This window comes from Actinomyces oris, assembly GCF_001553935.1.
Lineage (GTDB): Bacteria > Actinomycetota > Actinomycetes > Actinomycetales > Actinomycetaceae > Actinomyces > Actinomyces oris_A.
Genome location: NZ_CP014232.1, coordinates 1,911,042 through 1,932,145 on the forward strand (window position 1 = coordinate 1,911,042; position 21,104 = coordinate 1,932,145).

Annotated in this window: 16 protein-coding genes; 11 read left to right on the forward strand and 5 right to left on the reverse strand. The window is 69.0% G+C overall.

Features of this window, described 5'->3' with window-relative positions:
* Positions 1-3: 3 nt before the first annotated feature.
* From AXE84_RS07790 to AXE84_RS07800, 3 genes are read left to right on the forward strand one after another with little or no spacing between them, the layout of a single operon-like run.
* Entirely contained in the window at positions 4-1,098 is a 1,095-nt protein-coding gene (locus tag AXE84_RS07790; RefSeq protein ID WP_010614148.1) for an NAD-dependent epimerase/dehydratase family protein, read from the forward strand.
* A gap of 4 nt (positions 1,099-1,102) precedes the next feature.
* A complete protein-coding gene (locus AXE84_RS07795) occupies positions 1,103-1,969 on the forward strand; it encodes an ABC transporter permease (protein ID WP_060957466.1) in 867 nt (288 codons plus the stop codon).
* A 4-nt stretch (positions 1,970-1,973) separates the two neighbouring features.
* Complete coding sequence (locus AXE84_RS07800) at positions 1,974-3,272, forward strand: ABC transporter ATP-binding protein (protein WP_081093125.1); 1,299 nt, start codon at positions 1,974-1,976, stop codon at positions 3,270-3,272.
* A gap of 28 nt (positions 3,273-3,300) precedes the next feature.
* Here the strand turns inward: AXE84_RS07800 and AXE84_RS07805 are convergent, their stop codons facing one another.
* The 3 genes from AXE84_RS07805 to AXE84_RS07815 form a co-directional block, all read right to left on the reverse strand.
* Positions 3,301-4,401, reverse strand: a complete 1,101-nt coding sequence (locus AXE84_RS07805; protein ID WP_060957467.1) for a glycosyltransferase family 2 protein — start codon at positions 4,399-4,401, stop codon at positions 3,301-3,303.
* Positions 4,402-4,532: 131 nt separating this feature from the next.
* On the reverse strand, positions 4,533-5,531 hold the full coding sequence (locus AXE84_RS07810; protein ID WP_060957468.1) for a glycosyltransferase family 2 protein: 999 nt from the start codon (positions 5,529-5,531) through the stop codon (positions 4,533-4,535).
* On the reverse strand, positions 5,528-6,640 hold the full coding sequence (locus AXE84_RS07815) for a glycosyltransferase family 4 protein (protein ID WP_060958210.1): 1,113 nt from the start codon (positions 6,638-6,640) through the stop codon (positions 5,528-5,530). The genes AXE84_RS07810 and AXE84_RS07815 overlap by 4 nt, the downstream gene beginning before the upstream one ends.
* A gap of 161 nt (positions 6,641-6,801) precedes the next feature.
* Here AXE84_RS07815 and AXE84_RS07820 point away from each other — a divergent pair, with 161 nt between their 5' ends.
* From AXE84_RS07820 to AXE84_RS07830, 3 genes are all read left to right on the forward strand, one after another.
* Positions 6,802-7,923 carry a glycosyltransferase family 4 protein gene (locus tag AXE84_RS07820; RefSeq protein ID WP_060957469.1) on the forward strand — a complete coding sequence of 374 codons (1,122 nt, stop codon included), beginning with the start codon at positions 6,802-6,804 and terminating at the stop codon, positions 7,921-7,923.
* A gap of 151 nt (positions 7,924-8,074) precedes the next feature.
* Positions 8,075-9,004 carry an SDR family oxidoreductase gene (locus AXE84_RS07825; RefSeq protein WP_060957470.1) on the forward strand — a complete coding sequence of 310 codons (930 nt, stop codon included), beginning with the start codon at positions 8,075-8,077 and terminating at the stop codon, positions 9,002-9,004.
* A gap of 54 nt (positions 9,005-9,058) precedes the next feature.
* A complete protein-coding gene (locus AXE84_RS07830) occupies positions 9,059-10,636 on the forward strand; it encodes a DUF2142 domain-containing protein (RefSeq protein WP_060957471.1) in 1,578 nt (525 codons plus the stop codon).
* A gap of 105 nt (positions 10,637-10,741) precedes the next feature.
* Here AXE84_RS07830 and rfbA read toward each other — a convergent pair whose 3' ends face one another.
* Positions 10,742-11,614, reverse strand: coding sequence for a glucose-1-phosphate thymidylyltransferase RfbA (gene rfbA, locus AXE84_RS07835; protein ID WP_060957472.1), 873 nt, complete (start codon positions 11,612-11,614; stop codon positions 10,742-10,744).
* Positions 11,615-11,817: 203 nt separating this feature from the next.
* Here rfbA and AXE84_RS07840 point away from each other — a divergent pair, with 203 nt between their 5' ends.
* Both AXE84_RS07840 and manA read left to right on the forward strand, forming a co-directional pair.
* Positions 11,818-12,399, forward strand: coding sequence for a dTDP-4-dehydrorhamnose 3,5-epimerase family protein (locus AXE84_RS07840; protein WP_060957473.1), 582 nt, complete (start codon positions 11,818-11,820; stop codon positions 12,397-12,399).
* Between the two features lie 32 nt (positions 12,400-12,431).
* The gene (gene manA, locus AXE84_RS07845) at positions 12,432-13,622 is read left to right on the forward strand and encodes a mannose-6-phosphate isomerase, class I (protein ID WP_060957474.1); all 1,191 of its coding nucleotides are present in this window, start codon (positions 12,432-12,434) and stop codon (positions 13,620-13,622) included.
* A gap of 55 nt (positions 13,623-13,677) precedes the next feature.
* Here manA and AXE84_RS07850 read toward each other — a convergent pair whose 3' ends face one another.
* Positions 13,678-14,493: a TIGR03089 family protein gene (locus tag AXE84_RS07850; RefSeq protein WP_060957475.1), complete on the reverse strand. Its 816-nt coding sequence runs from the start codon at positions 14,491-14,493 to the stop codon at positions 13,678-13,680.
* A gap of 329 nt (positions 14,494-14,822) precedes the next feature.
* Between AXE84_RS07850 and AXE84_RS07855 the strand changes: the two genes are divergently transcribed.
* Genes AXE84_RS07855 through AXE84_RS07865 form a run of 3 tightly spaced genes read left to right on the forward strand, consistent with a single transcriptional unit; the run spans position 14,823 to position 21,075 of the window.
* A complete protein-coding gene (locus AXE84_RS07855; RefSeq protein WP_003787027.1) occupies positions 14,823-15,143 on the forward strand; it encodes a WhiB family transcriptional regulator in 321 nt (106 codons plus the stop codon).
* Entirely contained in the window at positions 15,140-19,147 is a 4,008-nt protein-coding gene (locus AXE84_RS07860; protein WP_060957476.1) for a glycosyltransferase, read from the forward strand. Before AXE84_RS07855 ends, AXE84_RS07860 begins: the two co-directional genes overlap by 4 nt.
* Positions 19,144-21,075 (forward strand): DUF5719 family protein, encoded by a 1,932-nt coding sequence (locus AXE84_RS07865; RefSeq protein ID WP_060957477.1) that lies wholly within the window; start codon positions 19,144-19,146, stop codon positions 21,073-21,075. Before AXE84_RS07860 ends, AXE84_RS07865 begins: the two co-directional genes overlap by 4 nt.
* Positions 21,076-21,104: the final 29 nt, after the last annotated feature.

Below are 21,104 nucleotides of genomic sequence, written 5' to 3' on the forward strand. Positions count from 1 at the left end.
CTCGTGACCCGTACCTGCCTTGTCACAGGTGGTGCCGGATTCATCGGCTGCGCGATCTCGCGTGACCTGGCCGACGCCTTCGACCGCGTCGTGGCCCTGGACAACATGCACCCGCAGATCCACCCCTCCCAGGCTCGCCCTGCCGAGCTCGACGAGCGTGTGGAGCTGCGCCGCCTGGACGTGTCGCTCGCCGAGGACTGGGACGCGCTCCTGGCCGAGGTCGCACCGGACGTCATCGTCCACCTGGCCGCGGAGACCGGGACCGGTCAGTCCCTCACCGAGGCCTCCCGGCACGCGAATGTCAACGTCGTCGGCACCACCCAGATGCTCGACGCCCTCGTGCGCCACGAGAGCCGTCCCAACAAGATCGTCCTGGCCTCTTCCCGGGCCGTCTACGGTGAAGGGAAATGGATCGATGCCGAAGGGCGCCCCTCCTACCCCGGGCAGCGCACCCACGCGATGCTCGAGGCCGGCCAGTGGGACTTCGCCGGCCTGACCCCCTCGGTGCAGTCCTCAACCGAGGTCAAGGCATCCCCGGCCAATGTCTACGCCGCCACCAAGTTCTGCCAAGAGAACCTCGTGACCTCCTGGTGCGGCTCCTTCGGCGTCACCCCGGTGCTCTATCGGCTTCAGAACGTCTATGGCCCCGGCCAGTCCCTCATCAACCCCTACACCGGCATCGTCTCCCTCTTCGCCCGCCTGGCCAAGCAGGGAAAGTCCATCCCGGTCTACGAGGACGGCCAGATCGTGCGGGACTTCGTCTTCATTGACGACGTCGCCTCCGCCATCGTGGCCGGCGTCCTGCACTCGCCGGCCGCCGCCCTGCCCTACGACATCGGCCTGGGGGAGCGGACCACCATCATGCAGGTCGCTCAGGCCATCGCCGAGCACTATGGAGCGCCGGCCCCGCACGTCACCGGACAGTTCCGCGACGGAGATGTGCGCGCAGCCTGGGCGGACACCGCGCGCGCCCGCCAGGCGCTGGACTGGGAGCCGCGGGTCGGTGTCACCGAGGGCATCAACCGGCTGTGCGACTGGATCGATGCCCAGGAGGGGGCGGTTGCCCCCACGCCCACCAGAACTGCGACGGAGGTGTGAGCCTATGACGCTCTCTCGCCTGCTCCGCTCGGAGGACGCCCGCCAGACGCTGGACCTCACCCTGCGGCTGACTCAGCGCTCGGTCTCCTCGGAGTTCAAGGGAACCACCCTGGGACGCCTGTGGTCCTTCATCAACCCCCTGGCCACCATCGCCATCTTCGCCCTCATCTTCGGCGTCGTGTTTCGTAACGGGGTGCCGCCGGGCCGTAACTCCGGCATCGACTCCTTCGCGCTGTGGATCGGCATCGGGGTGCTCAGCTGGACCTTCTTCTCCAGCGGCATCATGGCCTCCATGAACGCCCTGGTGTCCAACTCGGGGCTTCTCACCAAGGTCTACTTCCCCCGCCAGGTCCTCATCTACTCCGCGGTGCTGTCCCTGGCCGTGGACTTCGCCTTCGAGCTGCTCGTGCTGATCATCATCGCCATGTTGATGGGCGGTCCCGGGGTCCTCCTTATGATTCCGGCGCTGCTCGTCGTCACTTTGTTGGCGGGCATGTTCGCCGTTGGGCTGGGGCTCATCCTGTCCATCGCCACCGTCTATTTCCGGGACCTGGGTCACCTGTGGCAGATCTTCAACCAGATCTGGATGTACGCCTCCGGTGTCGTCTTCCCTCTGAGCATGCTCGACGGCGTCCAGAACCGCCTGTTGGACGCCGGATGGCAGGTCAACGGCGCACCGATCCCCATCACGACGATCGCTCGGCTCAACCCGGCCGAGATCTACCTCGAGGCCTTCCGATCCTGCCTGTACGACTTCGCCCTGCCGTCGCTACCGGTCTTCCTGGCCTGCCTGGGGTGGGCGGTCGTCATGCTCTCGCTGGGCCTGGTCTTCTTCCGCCGGCACTCGGCGAGCATCGTTGAGGAGCTCTGATCAGATGACTGCAACCACCGGATCGTCCGCATCATCAACGTCGTCGGCGCAGGGCTCCTCGGCAGCATCCTCGGCCCTGCCGGCCGTGCGCATTGAGGACGTCTCCAAGCGCTTCCGGATCTACCACCACCGCAACCAGTCCCTCAAAGGCGCCATTCTGCAGCGCAGCCGTGGCGTCTACGAGGACTTCTGGGCGCTCAAGGACATCACCTTCGACATCCCCGAGGGCAAGACCTTCGGGCTCATGGGGCACAACGGATCGGGCAAGTCCACCTTGCTCAAGTGCATCGCCAAGATTCTGGCTCCCGACTCGGGCTCCATCACCGCCCGGGGGCGCATGGCCGCCATGCTGGAGGTCGGCTCGGGCTTCCACCCCGAGCTCTCCGGGCGGGAGAACATCTTCCTCAACGGTGCCATCCTGGGGATGAGCCGCAAGGAGATCGAAGCCAAGTTCGATGACATCGTTGACTTCTCCGGAGTGGGTGAGTTCATCGACCAACCGGTGAAGAACTACTCCTCGGGCATGTACGTGCGCCTGGGCTTCTCGGTGTCCATTCACGTCGAGCCGGAGATCCTCCTGGTTGACGAGGTCCTGGCCGTCGGTGACATGGAGTTCCAGGAACGGTGCATGGACAAGTTCGCCGAGTTCCGCGAGGACGGTCGCACCGTCGTCGTCGTCTCTCACGGCCTGGCGCAGATGCGCACCTTCTGCGATGAGGTCGCCTGGCTCGACCACGGCCGGCTCAAGGAGGTCGGGCCAGCCCCCGAGGTCATCGACAAGTACTCCGATATCACCCATGGCGCCAAGAAGGTCAAGGACGGCATCGGCACCCGCTTCGGCAGCGGTGAGGCCCAGATCAGCCGCATCGAGCTGCTGGACCGCACGGGCCGGCCGGTGAACTCCCTGCGTACCGGGGACGAGGCCACTATTCGCCTTCACTACCGCTGTGAGGAGACGATTGAGAAGCCCGTCTTCGGCTGCTCCATCGACACCCGGGAGGGCATCTTCGCCTGGGGACTTCACGGCCTCGACGACGGCTTCCAGCCCGAGAGGATCGAGCCGGGCGAGGGGGCCGTGGACGTCTCCATACCCGCCATGATGCTGCGGCCGGGGGCCTACCTCATCTCCGGCTCCATCCAGCCCTGGCAGCTCTCCAGCGTCATCGACGCCTACCAGAAGGCCACCGCCTTCGACATCGTCCCCGGACCGCGCATGGAATCCGGGGGCCTGGTGGCCCTGGGGGCCCACTACGAGCGGATCACCCCGCCGCGCCCCATGGTCAAGCACACCAAGAACAGCTGAGGCTCGGCGGGGCGGGCAGGGCCGCTGCTCAGCCTCGCCGAATCCTCTTGATGTGCTGAGCCACGGTGCGGAAGAAGGGCTTGACCGTGGCCTCAACGCGATCGATCTTCGCACTGATGTCGTAGGTCTGATTCAGGACCTGCTGCGTCGTGCTACGGAGCTCGTCGCGCACCTCATTGCGCAGTTGGTCGATGCCCGAGCCCAGCTCGTGCATGGTCCCCTTGAGATGCTCGATCTCCTTGTCCTGCTTCTCCAGTCTCTCCTGGAGACGGTGGTAGTACTCCGCGGAGACCAACAGGAGACCCAGGTTCTCGGAGTCCACCGGTACACTCCGTGGAGCGGCGGCCGCGGCCTCGGTGCCCTCCAGGGACAGGCGGGCGTAGCGGTCCCGGATGGCGAGGTTGTCGGTGCGGTGGTGGACGGCGTCGACGACGACGGAGTTACCCATCGTTCCGTCGGTGGAGTCGCGGTGGTGCCAGTGCGCCAGCGGCTCCCCGTCGATGAAGCCCACCGGGGAGGTCGCCAGCAGACGCAGGTTGAAGTCCCAGTCGGCCTGGGTCAGCAGGGTCCCGTCCCAGTGGCCGATGCGGTCGGCCACCTCACGGCGGATGAGCTGTGAGATCGGTGGGACGTAGTTGGCCACCATCGTGTCGATGAGGGTCCAGCTCTCCTTGTCCTGGGCCAAAGGCCCCCGGCAGCGCTCAGTCAGTCCCTCCTCCGTGACTATCTCATCGATCAGGTCGCAGCGCGCCGCCACGGCGCCGTGCTCGGGGTGCTCATCGAGGTGGGCCACGCAGGCGGCCAGGAAGCCGGGCTCCCAGGAGTCGTCGTCGTCATGGATCGCGAAGAACTCGCAGGAGGAGGCGGCCAGACCATCCTCCAGGGCGGCCTCGCGTCCGTGAGAGGTCTCATTGGTGACCACCCGGATGCGCTCCTTGAGCCACTGGGGGGCACTGGCCAGAGCGCTCTCCACGGGCTCGGTGCTTCCGGCATCATTGACGATGACGAGCTCGAGCTCCTGGAAGGACTGCGCCCCCACCGACTGGACCGCTCGCCTGAGCATCAGGGGACGGTTGCGGGTCCGGGTCACCACGGTGACCCGTGGGGATTGTGTGGCGGGTCCAGCCATTGCGGGGTCCTCCTTGATCCGATGCGCGTGCAGCGTGCTTGACGGTACTGCCCGGCGACGCGGGCGTCTGACAACGTCGGTTCGGTAACTGTAACGGTTAGGGGTACGAAGGGCGTAGTCGTGTGCCGCCATCACTGGCTACTCGACGAACCCCTCATCCGCCGATACAACTCGCGCGGCAGGCCGGCGGACGCCTGAACAAGTCCCGCCACCACCGGACCGCGCTGCGGTCCCCGCAGGGAGCGCACCAGCGTACGGGCCAGTGCCTGCATCACCACCGGGGCCGGGCTGTGAGCGGCCGCCGTCAGAATCCGATTGCGGGTGTTGACCCGGATGAACATCGGTGACTCGGTGCCCGAGGAGGAGGCGTGCTCGTGGCGCGCCACGGCCTCGCGCACGTAGACGACTCGCCAGCCGCGTTCACGCAGGCGCCAGGACAGATCCGTGTCCTCGTAGTACATGAACAGGTCCTCGCGGAATCCTCCCAGGGCCTGCCACGCCTCACGTCGGATGGCACAGGCGCCCCCGCACAGGCCGAAGACCTCGCTGGGGGAGTGCTCTCGCTCGGCGGGCACCAACCAGTCCCGGTCGTAGCCGTTGCCGGAGGCATCCACCAGGTTGCCCGTGGAGTTGACCAGGACCTCCCCCTCGCCACGGGTAGCGGCCTGGTCATCGAGCCGGGTCCACCGCCCGGTGCGAGGGGAGACGAGTGCGTCCGGCCGCCCTGGGGCAGCCGGCTTCCAGCGGCCGGCCAGCAGGATCCGCGCCGTCGCCGCAGCCGGAGCCACTGCGGACGGCGGGGCGCTCAGGGCGGCCAGGAGGGCCTCGAGGAAGCCGGCCTCGGCCACCGCGTCATTGTTGAGCAGGACGAGGACATCCTCAGCCATGCCTCGGGCCCCGAGGTTGACGCCGGCACCGAAGCCCCGGTTCTCGCTCGACTCGACCACGGTGAGTCCCTCCCGGCGCAGACGCTCGGCTGAGCCGTCACCGGAGGCGTTGTCCACGATGACGAGCCCGTCCCGGTCTCCCAGCTGCTCACGGATGGAGCTGGCCGCCCGGATCGTGAGTTCGGCCTGGCGCCAGTTGACGATGACGACGCGGGCTGAGGGACGCCTGACGGGCTGGGTCACACCGCACCCCCGATGAGGGCGTGATAGACCTCCGTGTGCGCGGCGGCGCAGGCCTCCCAGGTGAAGGTCCGGGCGCGCTCGCGGCCGGCCTCGGCCAGCTCGTCGTGCTCCGCTCCGATGGCCTGGGCGAGCTGACCGGCGATCTCACGCGGCGAGGTGGGGTCGGCCAGCAGGCCGGCCTGTCCGCACACCTCGGCCATGCAGGTCCCGGCGCTGGTGACCACCGGGGTCCCGTAGGCCATGGCCTCCAGGACCGGCAGGCCGAAGCCCTCCCAGATGGACGGGAAGCAGAAGGCGCGGGCGCCGCGATAGGCAGCCGCCAGCTCGTCGTCGTCAAGCCGACCGGTGACGTGGACCCGATCGCCCAGCCGGGCCAGCAGCTCGCGCTCGGCGGCGTCGTCTCCCCAGCCGGCCGGGCCGACGAGGACCAGGTCGAGGCCGCCGGCGTCGTCGTGCTCCTCGATGAGGAGGGCAAAGGCGCGCAGCAGTCCCAGTAGGTTCTTGCGGGGCTCACGCGTGCCCGTCCACAGGATGTAGTCGCGCGTCAGGCCCCGGGTGGCCCGGAAGTCCCGGACCTGCTCCTCGGTGACGGCACGGGTGCGCACTCCGTGCGGGATGACGTAGAGACGGGCGGCGTCGATGCCCGCCGCGATACAGTCGTCGGCGGTGGCCTGGGAGGGGACGATGATGGCGCTGGCCTCGGTGATGACGCGCTCCAGGGACCGGCTGAAGTAGGCGTTGCCACGCGCGGTGAAGTGCTCGGGTGAGCGCATGAAGGCCAGGTCGTGCACGGTGACGACCAGCGGCAGCGAGGTGGGGGGCAGTGCCCAGGTCGTGGCGTGGATGAGCTGAGCGCCGGGCAGGATGGACTCGGCCCGCGGCAGTCCCAGGCGGTTCCAGGACTCGTACAGTGCCGTGCGAGGCAAGTGGGAGGAGCGCACGGGCATCGGCGGTAGTCCGACCTGGTGCGGCGAGGCGGCTCCTTGGTGGTGGGCGGCGATCCCGGCCACGGGTACGCGCCGAGCGCGCAGGGCCTGGGCGAGCTCGACGATGTAGGTGCCCGAGCCTCCGGGGACGGGCTGCCACAGCTGCTCCACCACCATGCCCACCCGGGGGCCGCGGGGGCGGGCCGGTGGACGTGAGCCGCCGGTGGGGGAGGACGTGGTGCGGGAGACGGGGGAGGGGGCCGGGGAGTGCGCCGGGCGGGAAGGAACTGCGCTCATGGGCTCAGAGTACGGGGTGAGCGCGCGCTGCGCGGTAGCCTACCGCCATGAAGGTTCTTCTTGATGCGACGGCGATCCCGGCTGATCTCGGAGGCGTGGGGCGCTATGTCGACGACCTGGTCCCCGAGCTCATCGCCTGCGGCGTCAACCTGGCCATGGCCGTCCAGCAGCGGGACGTGGCGCACTTCTCCGCCAAGGTGCCCCGGGCTCACCTCTTCCCGGTCTCGCAGTCCATGGAGTCGCGCGGCGCCCGGATGGCCTGGGAGCAGACGGGGCTGCCGGCACTCATTCACCGGCTCCGTCCCGATGTCCTGCACTCGCCCCACTACACCTTCCCGGCCCTGCACCAGGTGCCCGTGGTCGTCACCCTCCACGACGCCACGTTCTTCTCCCACCCGCAGGCGCACTCGCCCCTCAAGCAGAAGTTCTTCACCAACGCCATCCGCCGAGCCGTGCGGCGGGCCGACGCACTGGTCGTCCCCTCACAGGCCACTCGCGACGAGACCATCAAGTACGTCGGTGGCGACCCCGAGCGCTTCCACGTCGCCTACCACGGAGTGGACACCTCCGTGTTCCACCCGGTCGACGACGCCGAGCGGGCCCGCGTGGCCGCCTCCCTCGGACTGGAGGGCCGGCGCTACATCGGTTTCCTGGGGACCCTGGAGCCTCGCAAGAACGTCCCCAACCTGGTGCGCGCCTGGGCCAGCGTCTTCCGCGACTGCGAGGACGCCCCGGCCCTGGTCCTGGCCGGCGGACCCGGCTGGGACGAGGACATTGAGCCCGCCCTGGCGCAGGTGCCCCGGCACCTGAGCGTCCTGCGGCCCGGCTACCTGCCCCTGGAGGACCTGCCCGGATTCCTGTCCGGCTGCGAGATCCTGGCCTATCCCTCCATCGGCGAGGGCTTCGGCCTGCCGGTCCTGGAGGCCATGGCCTGCGGGGCCGCCGTGCTCACCACCCGCGAGCTGAGCCTGCCGGAGGTCGGGGGCGACGCCGTCGCCTACTGCGGATCGGATGCGCAGGCCATCGCCCGGGGCCTCGTGGTCCTGGACGCCCAGCCCGAGCGGCGCCGGGAGCTGGGGGCCGCCGCCCTGGAGCGGGCCGCCGAGTTCACTTGGAGGGCCTCGGCTCAGGCGCACGTCGAGGCCTACCACGCCGCCATGGCGCGCTAGTGCCCATTCCTGAGCAGATCACGGTACGCCGTCTGTCCTTGGTGATATCGGCCAACGTGGCCACCGCACTCGTGTAGTGTTCATCGACAGGCTGATGGCTCATGGTGAGACGTCAGCAGGACGACGTTCTGCGGGAAGGAAGAGACGGCCAGTGAAAGAGACCATACCCCTGCAGACCGAGGGAACCTCCCTCCCTCGTGCCGGGCGCGACGAAGGGGAGACGCGCGGACGTGTTCTCGTCACCGGCGCCAACGGTCAGCTGGGGCGTGCTCTCATGGCCCTGCTGCCGCAGGCGGGATTCGATCCCATCGGCGTCGACCTGCCTGAGGTGGACATTTCGGATGCGGCCGCCATGTCCTCCTGGGACTGGACTGGCTACGACATCATCATCAATGCCGCGGCCTGGACCAACGTGGACGGGGCGGAGACCCCTGAGGGGCGCCGTCTGTCCTGGCGGGCCAACACGGTCGGCCCGGTCAACCTGGCCCGGGCGGCCGTCCAGCACGGCCTGACCCTGGTGCACCTGTCCACCGAGTACACCTTCGACGGCGTGACGGCTGTCCACACCGAGGATGAGACCCCCTCACCGCTGGGCGTCTACGGTCAGTCCAAGGCGGCAGGGGATGCCGCTGTCAGCGTCTGCCCCCGGCACTACCTGGTACGCACCTCCTGGGTGGTCGGCGATGGCAAGAACTTCGTCAAGACGATGCTCTCCCTGGCCGAGCGCGGTATCAGCCCACAGGTTGTGGCCGACCAGACCGGGCGTCTCACCTTCGCCTCCGATCTGGCAGCCGGCATCATCCACCTCATTACCTCGGGCGCCGAGTTCGGCACCTACAACCTCTCCGGTGACGGCCCGATCCTCTCCTGGGCCGATATCGCCAAGCGGGTCTACGAGAGTGCAGGCCACAGCCCCGATGAGGTCACTCCCGTCACCACTGAGGAGTACTACGCCGGTCAGGAGGGGATTGCGCCGCGGCCACTGAGCTCGGCCCTGGACCTGGCGAGGATCAAGGCCACAGGCTTCACCCCGGCTGACTCCACGGAGCGCCTGGACGTCTATCTTCAGGGTCTCCTGTAGGTTGTCCCTCGCTGGATTGCATTCCCCCATCCCTGTTTTCTGCCGGAGATCAGTATGCGACGTGAGCTCATCAAGTACTTACGACTGCCGACCCTGGACCGCTCACGGGCCGGGGCGGTAGCGTCGCGGCGTCCGGCACTGCTTGGTGGGCTCCTCCTGGTTCTCATGCTGCTGACCGGACTCGGGTGGGCGGTGTCCTCACCAGTGGAGTCGTCCCCTGATGAGGACTTCCACCTGGGGAGCATCTGGTGTCCTCGCCCGGTGGGGGAGTACTGTCAGACCAGCGTTGTCAACGGTCGACCGGTGGCTCGGGTCCCGGTGGCGGTGTCGGACGACTCCATGAAGTGCTACAACTTCCAGCCGGACAGATCGGCGGGGTGTGCTCTCGGTTACAACGACTCGGAGATGGCCTGGACCAAACGCTTTGATCATAGCGGGGCGTACCCGGTCGGCTACTACCACTTTCATCACCTCTTCGTCGGCAAGGACGTGCAGACCTCGGTCCTGGTGATGCGCGCCGTCAACGTGCTCATCGCTGTGGCGCTACTGGGTGTGGTCGGTTTCTGTGCGCCACAGCGGTTAAGGCGTCCAGTCGTGGCTGCGATCGTCGCCTCGTGGGTGCCGATGGGTATCTACTTCATCGCCTCCAACAATCCCACCTCGTGGGCCGTGTCCGGGTTGATGGCCTACTCCGCGGCGACATATATGGCCGCGCAGCAGAAGGGGCGTCGGCGCACTGTGCTGGTGATCTGCGCAGTGATCGGTGCCGTGATGTGTCTGACGTCCCGATACGACGCCGCCTTCTTCCTCCTCGTCGTCGGCCTCGCCCTGCTCTTCGTGGTGCCATGGAAACGTGGAGGATGGGTGGGGCTGGGTGCCCTGGGTGGAGTGGCCCTCCTTGGGGTCGGCACCTTCATGGCCTCGTCCCAGGTGTCGAAGGTCGCATACTTCTTGCGTCTTTTCGAGGCGTCTGATCCCGCGAATTCCGCCAACAAGCAGTCATTCTTCGAGAAGCTCCTCATTGGGCTGGAGACAGCGCCGAAGTATCTTGGTGGATTCTGGGGACACACATGGACCCCGGGGTGGCACGACGTTCCTCTGGGAGATCGCGCACCCTATGTGCTCACCATTATGACGGCCGGCGCTTTCGTGGCCATCGCCTTACGCCGTGGCGGGTGGCGGAAGTGGGCCTCCATGGCCATCATCGTGGGGGCGATGGTCCTCCTTCCGGCCGTGTTCTATGCGAACGGGGCCATGGAGCACATCGAGCTCTACCAGGCGCGGTACATCTTCCCGCTGCTGGCACCCACCTTCTTCCTCATGCTGGCCGTTGACCAGGATGAGGACTCGTGGTTCACGGTTCCGCAGGCCGTGTGGGTCACCGTCTGTGCTTCACTGTGTCAGGCAATCACTCTCCATACGCTGCTGCTGCGATTCGTTCAGGGAGTTCACAAGCGATGGGAGCTCAACCTCGACAAGCACATCGAGTGGTGGTGGAGCGTGCCGGTCTCGCCCATGATGGTCTGGTTCCTCACGACATGCGTCGCCACCGCGGCTGTGGGGGTCGCCATGGCGATGCTGACGCGTGCGCCTCAGGGGCAAGAGGAGCCACAGGAGTCGCAGGAGTCGTAAGCGTCGTCAGCCGTCGTCAGCACTGTGGGTGGGTGGCGCATTGGCGCCACCCACCCACAAGGCATGAGGAGGAGAGGAACGCGCCGGACGCTCCGGCGGGGTACCTCAGGACTGCTGGTTCTCCAGCAGGCCCAGGAGGTAGGCGCCGTACCCGGACTTCACCAGGGGCTCGGCGCGCTGGCGCAGGCCCTCGTCGTCGATGAAGCCCATGCGCCAGGCGACCTCCTCGGGGGCGCCGATGTTGAGGCCCTGACGGTGCTGGACGGTACGGATGAAGCTGGTGGCGTCGGCCAGTGAGTCGAAGGTGCCGGTGTCGAGCCAGGCGGTGCCGCGGGGCAGGACCTCCACGGTGAGCCTGCCGGCCTCCAGGTAGGTGCGGTTGACGTCGGTGATCTCGTACTCGCCGCGGGCGGAGGGCTTGAGGTTCCGTGCGATCTCGACGACGTCGTTGTCATAGAAGTACAGGCCGGGAACGGCGTAGTTGGAGCGGGGCTGGGCCGGCTTCTCCTCGATGGAGATCGCCTTGAAGGTCTCGTCGAACTCGACCACGCCGTAGGCCGTCGGGTCGGCGACCTGGTAGGCGTAGACGACGCCGCCGTCGGGGCTGGTGTGGCGGCGCAGCTGCGTGCCCATGCCAGGGCCGTAGAAGATGTTGTCGCCCAGGACCAGGGCGGCGCTGTCGGAGCCGATGAAGTCGGCGCCCAGCACGAAGGCCTGAGCCAGGCCGTTGGGCTCCTGCTGAACCGTGTAGGACAGGTTGACGCCGAGCTGGGAGCCGTCGCCCAGGAGGCGGTGGAAGGAGGGGGCGTCGTGGGGGGTGGTGATGACCAGGACATCCTGGATCCCGGCGAGCATGAGGGTGCTCAGCGGGTAGTAGATCATCGGCTTGTCGTAGACGGGGACCAGCTGCTTGGAGGTTCCCAGGGTGATCGGGTTGAGTCGCGTGCCGGAGCCTCCGGCCAGAATGATTCCTCGCATGCTCCAAGCATGGCCCATTCCGGCTCCGAATGGCGCCAGGATCGGGTGGATCGGGAGCTCAAGTCCGTGGTTCCCGGCACGTTGTGCCCCTGGCGGCCTCGTCCTTCGGGGTGTTGGTGGGCCGCGCCGATAGACTCGGGCAATGGCGCCTGACGGATACGGGGCGCCGAGACCGAGACCTGTGCGCACAGAAGGGGCCATCAATGGGGCAGATCGAGTTGGGCAAGCCGCTTGCCGTCGAGGAGACGCCGATTCCGGGATTCCTGCGGATCGACCTGACTGTTCACGGGGACAACCGCGGCTGGTTCAAGGAGAACTGGCAGCGGGAGAAGATGCTGGCCCTGGGGCTGCCCGACTTCGGTCCGGTTCAGAACAACATCTCCTTCAACAACGAGGTCGGGGTCACCCGCGGTATCCACGCCGAGCCCTGGGACAAGTTCGTCTCGGTGGCCACCGGCCGCGTCTTCGGCGCCTGGGTGGACCTGCGTGAGGGGCCGTCTTTCGGAGCCGTCTACACCTGCGAGATCGACCCGTCGGTGGCGGTGTTCGTGCCTCGGGGCGTGGGCAACTCCTACCAGACGCTGGAGCCCGATACCGCCTACACCTACCTGGTCAACGACCACTGGTCGGCCGATGCCCAGTACACCTTCCTCAACCTGGCCGATGAGACGGTGAACGTGCCCTGGCCGATCGCACTGAGTGAGGCGATCCTCTCCGACAAGGACAAGGCGCACCCCCGCCTGGCCGACGTCACCCCTTTCCCGGCTCCCGGTGCCCAGGCCTAGGACGTGCCCGCGTACCGGTACGGTGAGGTGCTATGAGACGACTTGAGCCGGCGCGCCAGCGGTACGCCTGGGGGTCGACTTCCGCCATCCCCGCCCTCCTGGGCAGGGCTGACGACGGCGACCCCTGGGCTGAGGCCTGGTACGGGTCTCACCCGGCCGGTCCCGCTCAGGTCGCCGAGGGCGGCGTGCTGTCCGAGCTCATCGAGGCCGAGCCGGAGCGTCTCTTAGGTGAGGACATCATCTGGCGCTTCGGGCGCAGGCTTCCCTTCCTGCTCAAGCTCATCGCTCCTGAGCAGCCCCTGTCCCTCCAGGTCCACCCCAGTCAGGCTCAGGCCGCTGAGGGCTACGCCCTGGAGGACGAGGCGGGCATCGCCCTGGACCACCCCTGTCGCAACTACAAGGACACGAACCACAAGCCGGAGATGGTCCTGGCCCTCACCCGCTTCCAGGCGGTTGCCGGCTTCCGGGCCCCGCGCCGCGCCGTCGAGGTCCTGGCCGGTCTGGACAGCCCCTTGGCTCGCCGGATGCGCCGCACCCTGCGTCTGAACCCCACCCGCTACGGCATCCGGCAGGTCTTCTCCGACGTCGTCTCATCCGCAACCCGTCCCAGCCCCCAGGAGATCGACGCCCTCGTCACCGAGATCGCCGCCAGGTTCGAGGCCGGTACGTCCCCGTCGCTGCGGGTGGACTCCAATGTTGTGAAAATGGCCGGCACCTTCCCCGGGGACCCCGGCATCGCCGCCGCGCTCCTGCTCAACCCCGTCACCCTGCAGCCCGGTGAGGCGCTGTTCGTGCCCGCGGGAAGCGTGCACGCCTACATCTCCGGTCTGGGCGTGGAGGTCATGGCCTCCTCGGACAACGTGCTGCGCGCCGGACTGAGTGCCAAACACATCGACGTCCCCGAGATGCTGGCCTGCGTCGACTACGTGGCGGCGCCGCCGGTGCGCCCCGCCCCCGAGTACCTCTCTCGCGCCACCCGCGCCTACTACGCGCCGGTGGACGACTTCGAGCTCATGGTCACCACCGTGGTGACCGCTGACGGGCGCCTGCCAGTCCCCGGACGGGGGCCACGCATCCTCCTGGCCGTCGAGGGCGCCGTGACCCTGGTGACCCAGACCGACTCCCAGACGCTCGCCCAGGGCGAGGCCGTCTTCGTCGGAGCCGACGAGCGCAGCCTGTCCGTCGAAGGGGAGGGCACCCTCGTTCAGGCCGACGTCCCCTGACCCCGATGCTCACCGGGACGTCAGCGGGACGTTAGCGGGACTGGGGCCCGCCGGCTCACGCGGTGATGCCCTCCTGGATGTCCTCCTGGATGCCCTCCTGCCGGATGGCGGCCGCGGCGACGTCGTCACCCGCCTCGGGGGTGAGGACCACCGCCGTGCGCCCGGTGCGCCAGGCGACCAGGACCTCCTGGAGCATCTGGGCCGTGTCGGGGCTGCGCACCAGGACGGCACGCGAGGCGGAGTGTCTGCCGCTTCCTGAGGGGGCGTCGGCCGCCTCGACCCGGGCCGCCAGCTGGGCGCGCGTCAGCACGGTGAGCCTCCCACCCGACGGGGCAGTGCCCCCAGGAGCACCCGGAGCCGCAGGCGCAGCGGCCTCGGAGGTGAGGTCTGTCAGGCACACCGAATCAGCAGCGGTGCTCACCGGTGTGAAACGGTCGGGGTAGTGCATGAGGTCGGCGGCGCCGTCGAGCACGAGGGCGGGCAGCTCCTCTGGCCAGCGCAGCGCCAGCGAGGCGGGAGGTACCAGCGCCTGTGCCTCGGCCTCGTCGTAGAGGCTCTCCGGGGTGAAGGCCACACTCAGCTCCGGGATGAGGCCGGCGGTACGGATCTCCTCGTTGCTCCCCAGGAGCACACTGCGCCCCGCCAGCCATGTACCGCAGGCCCAGGCGACGCTCCGCCAGTGCGGGGGGAGGGCCACATGGACTCCGTCACCGGGCACCGACTCTGATGTGACGAATCCCGCGATCTTGGCCAGCCACATGGACAGGACGTGCCCGGTCAGCTCGACTCGTTCGTCGATTCCATAACAAATGAGCCACGGTCTGTCGGCATCCTGAGGGCCGGGGAGCAGCGGCAGCAAGGGATCACGCATGACCCCGATTGAAGCAGATCCCCAAGACTTTCAGGAACCTCCCTGCTAGCGCCCAGCCGGTTGGGGCATTATGCAAACGTGCGCCAGGTTCACTGAAATCCCCTGACACGCCGTGGGTATTTCTGCTGTCAGGCAGGCAGCGGGAGCCTCTCAGGGGTTTTGTAGGAAGCCAACATATGGTGGCAACCAGATGGGGGTATTCCTTGATATATCAAGGGATGATGTCAACGGTCACGAGAGGGTGAAGTTTCCCTCCCCGGCTTGACTGGCCTTGTCTCACACGCATGTAATTCTTACTGGCAAGAAGCTCGGATCGAAGGGAGGCCGGCATGTGGAACATCCTCGGCGACGGCCCACTGAAGCACCCAGAGGAGCCTGACGCGGAGGTACTGTCGCTCCTCTTCGGTGGCGGTGACGACGTCGATGAAGGTCCTCTGGCGTGGCAGGAGCGCGCTCTGTGCGCGCAGACGGACCCAGAGGCCTTCTTCCCTGAGAAGGGTGGTTCCACACGCGAGGCCAAGCGAGTCTGTGCGACTTGCGAGGTTCGTGAGGAGTGCCTCGAGTACGCCCTCGCCAACGACGAGCGCTTCGGTATCTGGGGCGGCATGTCGGAGCGCGAGCGGCGCAAGCTCAAGCGTCGCGCAGTATGACGCCCGCCGGCTCCACTCAGGGAGCCAGTCGGGTAGGAGCCCTGGCCGTCGTCGTGTCGGCCGGGGCGAGCCCGTTTCTGGCGCAGACGCTGTCCGCGATCACCTCACAGACCTGTGCGCCCGACGTCGTCCTCATCGTCGATGTCGCCTCGCGAGCCAATGGGTTGGGGGACGGAACCCCGATCGAGGAGCTCGTGGAGCGGTCGGGGCTGGATGGCGTCACCGCGGTGCGTGTCGTCAGGGCCAAGGAGGCCAAGAACTTCGGAGACGCCGTCTCCCGAGGGCTGACCGCCTACGCCGGACTCGTGGCCGCCGGAAACCGCAAGCGCCGCAGCTCGGAGGCCCCCGACGGCGCAGAGGACTCAGATGCTGACACCACCTCGAGCGGGCCGCGCACCTCGGTGCGGGATCTGCTGCTGTCAAGCTCGGGTCCCATCACCGGCCCCACCGGAGCGCTCTCACCGATCACCGCCTACGAGCAGCGGCTCGTGGCCCCCACCGAGGCTGCTCCGGAGATGCCAGAGCACCAGGTGTGGTTCTGGCTGCTCCATGACGACTCCGCGCCCGCTGAGGACTGCCTCGAGCGACTGCTCACCGCCGCGACCAATGCGCGCTCCGTGGGGGTCGTCGGACCCAAGCAGGTGGGCTGGGACAACCCCGAGCTGCTCCTGGAGGTCGGGCTGCGAGCCACGGCCTCGGCCCGGCGCGCTAACGACATCGTCCCCGGAGAGGTCGACCAGGGCCAGCACGATGACCGCAGCGACGTCCTGGCCGTGGGAACCGCCGGGGCCCTCATCGACCGGGCCGTGTGGGAGGAGGTCGGCGGCATCGCCCCGTGGCTCGGCCCTTTCGGCGACGGCCTGGAGCTCTCGCGTGCCGCGCGCCTGGCCGGATATCGCGTCATCGTCGAACCCACCGCCGTTATCCGCCACCGGCGGGCCTCCTACCAGGGGCTTCGCCGTCCCGCATCGGTCTCGCACTCCTCGAGTGCACAGCCCCGCACTGATGCTGAGGCCATCGAGGTCGCGCTTCCCGAGTCCGATCCGGAAAGGTCCTTCCGGGCTCGGCGCAGCGCCCAGCTCACCAACTGGGCGGCTTTCTCCACCCGGCCCATCGGCCTGCTGCTGACCTGGTTCGTCATCCTCGGACTCATGCGTTCGTTGTGGCGCCTGGCCTCCAAGGCTCCGGCGCTGGCCGGCGACGAGCTCGGTGCGGCTCTGGCCGTGGCCGGACGCAGCCGACGAGTCAGGGCCGCCAGGCGCAGGCTCGCACAGCACACCAAGGCACCCGCATCCGCGTTGGGGCGCCTCTACGTCACGGCGTCCGAGATCCGCGGGGTGCGGCGTGACCGCACCCGCCAGGAGCGCGAGCGTCGCGCCCGCGCGGCGGCACCCAGCGAGCTCGAGCTGCGCGAGCTCGCCGCACTGGCCCGCAGTCGACGCCGCACCTTGGGGGCGGTCATGGTGCTGGTGCTGGCACTGAGCACCTACGGCCTGTCCCGGCTGCTGCTGACCCGCTCCATCACCGGTGGGGCCCTGCCCCTGTTCAGCGGAGGCTGGCGTCAGATGTGGGACAGCGCCTGGAGCACCTGGATCGCCGCCGCGGACGGCTATCCGGGTGGCGTCACCCCATTGCTGGGCATCCTGGCGCTACCGGCGGCTCTGGGAAGACTGGTGGGGCTGGAGACCAGCGCGCTCATCAGTGCCCTGGTGCTCCTGGCCGTGCCCCTGGCGGCGCTGGGGGCATGGTTCGCCGCCGGCACAATGACCAGGAAGGTGGCGCTGCGGGCCTGGGCGGCACTGGTGTGGGCCCTGTCTCCCAGCCTCCTGCTCGCCCTGGGCCACGGGCGTCTCGGCGCTCTTCTGGTCCACCTCGTTCTGCCTTGGGCGTTGTTGGCCCTGGCCCGCGCAGTAGGCGCTGACCGACGCGACCTCGTGCTGTCCGGACTGGTGGGTGCTCACCTGCTCACCGACGAGGAGCGCGCCGAGCTCGACCGCTTCTCCACCGAGAAGGTCACCGACCTCGCCCACCTGGATGAGGAGGCGCAGGTCGAGGATGCCACGGAGGCTGAAGACGCCGAGGGTGCTGGGGACGCTGCGAGCGACCCCGAGCTCTCCCAGGATGAGGCTGCTGAGAAGACCCCTGCCCCGAATGATGCCTCGGACGATGAGGCACATGACCTCGGTGAGGACCCGGAGGAGACCGGCCGTGCCTCCCGCGCCCTGGCCGCACGGGAGGCCGAGGTCGACCTGCCCCCCGCGGAGAAGTACGGCTACGGGTCGGCGACGGCCGCCGCCGTCGCCGGATTGCTGCTGAGCGTCGTCGTCGCGGCCGTCCCGGCCACCGCCGCCGTGCTGGCCGTCATCATCGTGCTGCTGTCGGTGACCACCCGACGCGGGTTCAAGCTCGTCCTCACCCTGGTGCCCATGCTGGTCACCGCCGCACCGGCCTGGTGGGGCGCCTGGCGCCTGGGCCGGAGCGCAGGGTGGGCCGAAGGGGTCCGGCTGCTGCTGACCGACATCGGCCTGCCCGTCTCCGCGCCGGCACCGAGCAGCCTCGACCTGCTGGTCGGCTCCCCGATGGACCTGGATGCCCTCGTGTCCTCCGGGGTCCTGAGCGTTCTGCTGCGGGTACTGCTGGCGCTGATTCCGGCCCTGGGCATCCTCGGGCTCTTCGTTGCCCGGCGTGTCCGGGTGGCCCGCACCGGTATCCTCCTGGCCGTGGGCGGCCTCCTCCTGGCCGGGCTGTGCCTGCGCACCCCGACCGGGCTGGGCTCGGATGTCGCCGGAAGCGGCCTGGCTCCTGTCAACGCCTGGTCCGGGGCGGGTCTGTCCCTGGCGCTGAGCGGCTTCCTCGCAGCGGCCCTGACCGCCGGCGAGACCATGTGGTCCCTGCTCGGACAGCGGTTCACAGGCGGCCGTCGCGCCCTGGAGGGCAGGATCCGGACGGATGCCGACGCGACCTCCTCGCCGGCCGGTGATCTCACGGCGAGACGGAGGCGATCGCGTCGCCTCAAGGCAGCCTTCACGACGGCTGCCTGTCTCGTCCTGCTCGCCCCGGTGGTGGTCGGCGGCGTCTGGTCCTACCAGGCGCACCGCGCCGGCAACCCGCGGGTCCTGGCGCTGCACTCCACACCCCAGCAGATCCCGCTCATCGCCGAGCAGTTCCAGGGCTCGGAGGCCGCCGGACGAGTCCTCAGGCTCACCTCCACGCCGCAGGGGCTCCAGGCCACCATCTGGCGCGGGCCCGGGACCCAGATCAGCGACGTTCTGCCCGGAGCGGTCAACGCCGAGGCGCGCACCCGTGCTGCAGCGGCGCTGGCCGATCCCGGACTCAAGCCCGCCAAGGGCGGTCAGCGCACCAGGCCCAGCAGCACCTCCTCAGGTCAGGCTCTCGTCCTGGACGATCCGGCTGACGCCGAGCTCGCCCAGATCGTCACTCGCGCCACCGCCGGCCAGGACCAGGGAGCTGCCGACGCCCTGGCGGCCCACGGCATCGCCGTCGTCGTGCTCGACGACCAAGAGGGCGACGCCGTCACCGCTGAGGCCCGTGTGGGCCTGTCCTCGACGCCCGGACTGGAGCAGCTCGCCCAGACCGCCTCGGGCAACTCCTGGCGGGTGACATCCTCGGCGCACCCCGACTCGGCCCGCCTGAGTCTCCTGGACTCCGGCGGTGAGGTCACCCCGGTCGCCTCCACCGGTGCCGGATCGGGGACCCGCACCCGAATTCCCGCCGGAGCCGGCCCCCGCACCCTGGTCATGGTGGAGCGCTCCGACGCCGGCTGGAGCGCCACCCTCGACGGCCGGCGCCTGGAGGCCACGACGGTGCGTGCCCAGGACGGCAGCTGGAAGCAGGGCTTCGCGGTCGGCTCCGAGGGCGGGGAGCTGGTGGTCACCCACACCCGCCGGTCCACTGCCGCCGCGACCTACACGATCTGGGCTGTCTGGGCCCTGACCCTGGTGGCGGCACTGCCCCTGCGACGCGGAAAGGAGATGGACTCATGACGCAGCACCGTCAGGACGACACCGACAGCCAGCCGGAGTCACCGAAGAAGCCCGAGCCCCAGACCCTGCAGCATGAGTCGATGAGCCCGGACCCGCAGCCCGTCGACGACGAGGCCGTCTCCGTGGACAAGACCGACGACGAGACCACGGATGAGATCGTGGACGAGGAGCCGGAGGAGGGTGCGGACAGTCCCGCCGGTCAGGACCAGGATCCAGGCAGCGACTCCCCCCACGAGGACGCTGACGAGGTCCCCCACACCGATGCCGAGGATGCTGCCAACACCGACGCCGAGGCGTCGGATGACACCGATGCTGAGAAGGTGGATGAGACTGGCACCCCCTCCACCACCCCCTCCGCGAGGCGGCGGAGGAGCGCCACCGGTACCAGGCGGCACCGCCGGTCACTGGGGCGGATGGTTGCCCGCGGCGTCGGCGTCCTGACCTCTCTCGCGCTCGCCGCAGCCGTCGGAGGAGTTACCTGGTGGGGGCACGCCGCGCCGACCACACCGACTCCCCAGCTGCAGGCCCTGAGCCTGGCTCAGCCCGGGGGCCCCACCACCTACGTCTGCCCGCACGCGCCCACCAATACGTTGCGGGGCACCGACGTCGGCGCCATGGAGTCCACCACCGCCATCGTCCCGGCCAAGGGGGCTGGTAGTGCCGAGTCGGCCACTTACGCGGGTCGGAGCATCCCCACTGATACCGCCACCTCCACGAGTACCGCCGAGGGCGGCATCCTCACCCTCGCGCCCGCGGACGGCCGGGTGGCCAACGCCGTCGGGGCGGTGACGACCTTGACCAAGAGCGGTGACTTGCGGGGGCTCACTGCTGCCCCCTGCACCCAGCCGTCCGCCATGTCCTGGATCGTGGGCGGCTCCATCGCGGCGGGCTCCTCGGCCGAGCTGCGACTGGTCAACCCCGGCGTCACCCCCGCCACCGCGAAGGTCACCCTCTACGGTTCCATCGGCCGGCTCAGCCTGCCCAGCAACGGGGAGATCACCGTGCCCGCGGGCGGCTCCTCCTCCCTGGCCCTGGAGACGAAGGGCAGCCAGGATCCGCGCATCGCCGTATCCGTTGAGGCCGACGGCGGTTCCGTGGTTCCCACTCTCGTCACCGAGTCCCTCGACGGGGAGACCCCCGCCGGCACTGACGTCCTCACTCCGGGAGCCGCACCGGCCACCGACCTGGTGATCCCCGGAGTGGAGATCACCGAGCCGGCCGCCCAGGGCGAGGTTCCCGACGCCAAGACCGGTGCCGACTCCTCCGACACCCCGGCCGTGCGCATCGTTAACCCCGGAGCGGACCCGGCAACTGTGTCGGTGACCATGCTCGGCAAGGACGGGGCCCGCCCGCTGAGCGGGGCGCAGTCCGTGACCATCGACGCCGGCTCCGTCTTCGACATCCAGCTGGCCGGCGTGCCCGCCGGCACCTACGGCGTGCAGGTCACCTCGAGTGCGCCGGTGGGAGCCGCCGCCCGCTTGGTGCGCAGCGGTGGTGAGTACCCTGCGCGCTCCAAGGCCCTCGTCCATGACCAGGCGTGGGCGCAGGCCGCATTGCCGGGAGCCGCGGACTCCGGCCTGCTGGCGGTGCCGCGCGCGGCCTCCCTGAGCTCAGCGGTCACCGTGGCCAACAGCGGTGAGACCACCTCGGTGACCCTGTCCTCCCTCGACGGCTCCTGGAAGCAGGACGTCAAGGTCGCCAAGGGCGCGTCCGTCGTCGTCGAGGTGCCGGCCGAGGTCTCCGCCCTCCGCCTGAACGCGGCCGGCCAGGAGAGCTCGTCGGGGACCTCACGCACCTCCAGCGGCCTGGCCGCCGCCGCCATCGTGACCGCGCAGGCCGGCGGAGACCTGGCCGGCACGCTCATCTCCACTGTGCCGGCTCAGCCCGACGCCACCGTTCAGGCCCAGCGCCGCATCCTGCTGGACTGACGACACCGAGCCCCGGGGCGGGCGAGTCC

Bases quoted from the DNA above. Each gene is read 5' to 3' on its own strand.
- AXE84_RS07795 (WP_060957466.1), top strand. From the start codon at position 1,103: ATGACGCTCTCTCGCCTGCTCCGCTCGGAGGACGCCCGCCAGACGCTG.
- AXE84_RS07800 (WP_081093125.1), top strand. From the start codon at position 1,974: ATGACTGCAACCACCGGATCGTCCGCATCATCAACGTCGTCGGCGCAG.
- AXE84_RS07805 (WP_060957467.1), bottom strand. From the start codon at position 4,401: ATGGCTGGACCCGCCACACAATCCCCACGGGTCACCGTGGTGACCCGG.
- AXE84_RS07820 (WP_060957469.1), top strand. From the start codon at position 6,802: ATGAAGGTTCTTCTTGATGCGACGGCGATCCCGGCTGATCTCGGAGGC.
- AXE84_RS07830 (WP_060957471.1), top strand. From the start codon at position 9,059: ATGCGACGTGAGCTCATCAAGTACTTACGACTGCCGACCCTGGACCGC.
- rfbA (WP_060957472.1), bottom strand. From the start codon at position 11,614: ATGCGAGGAATCATTCTGGCCGGAGGCTCCGGCACGCGACTCAACCCG.
- AXE84_RS07840 (WP_060957473.1), top strand. From the start codon at position 11,818: ATGGGGCAGATCGAGTTGGGCAAGCCGCTTGCCGTCGAGGAGACGCCG.
- manA (WP_060957474.1), top strand. From the start codon at position 12,432: ATGAGACGACTTGAGCCGGCGCGCCAGCGGTACGCCTGGGGGTCGACT.
- AXE84_RS07850 (WP_060957475.1), bottom strand. From the start codon at position 14,493: ATGCGTGATCCCTTGCTGCCGCTGCTCCCCGGCCCTCAGGATGCCGAC.
- AXE84_RS07855 (WP_003787027.1), top strand. From the start codon at position 14,823: ATGTGGAACATCCTCGGCGACGGCCCACTGAAGCACCCAGAGGAGCCT.
- AXE84_RS07860 (WP_060957476.1), top strand. From the start codon at position 15,140: ATGACGCCCGCCGGCTCCACTCAGGGAGCCAGTCGGGTAGGAGCCCTG.
- AXE84_RS07865 (WP_060957477.1), top strand. From the start codon at position 19,144: ATGACGCAGCACCGTCAGGACGACACCGACAGCCAGCCGGAGTCACCG.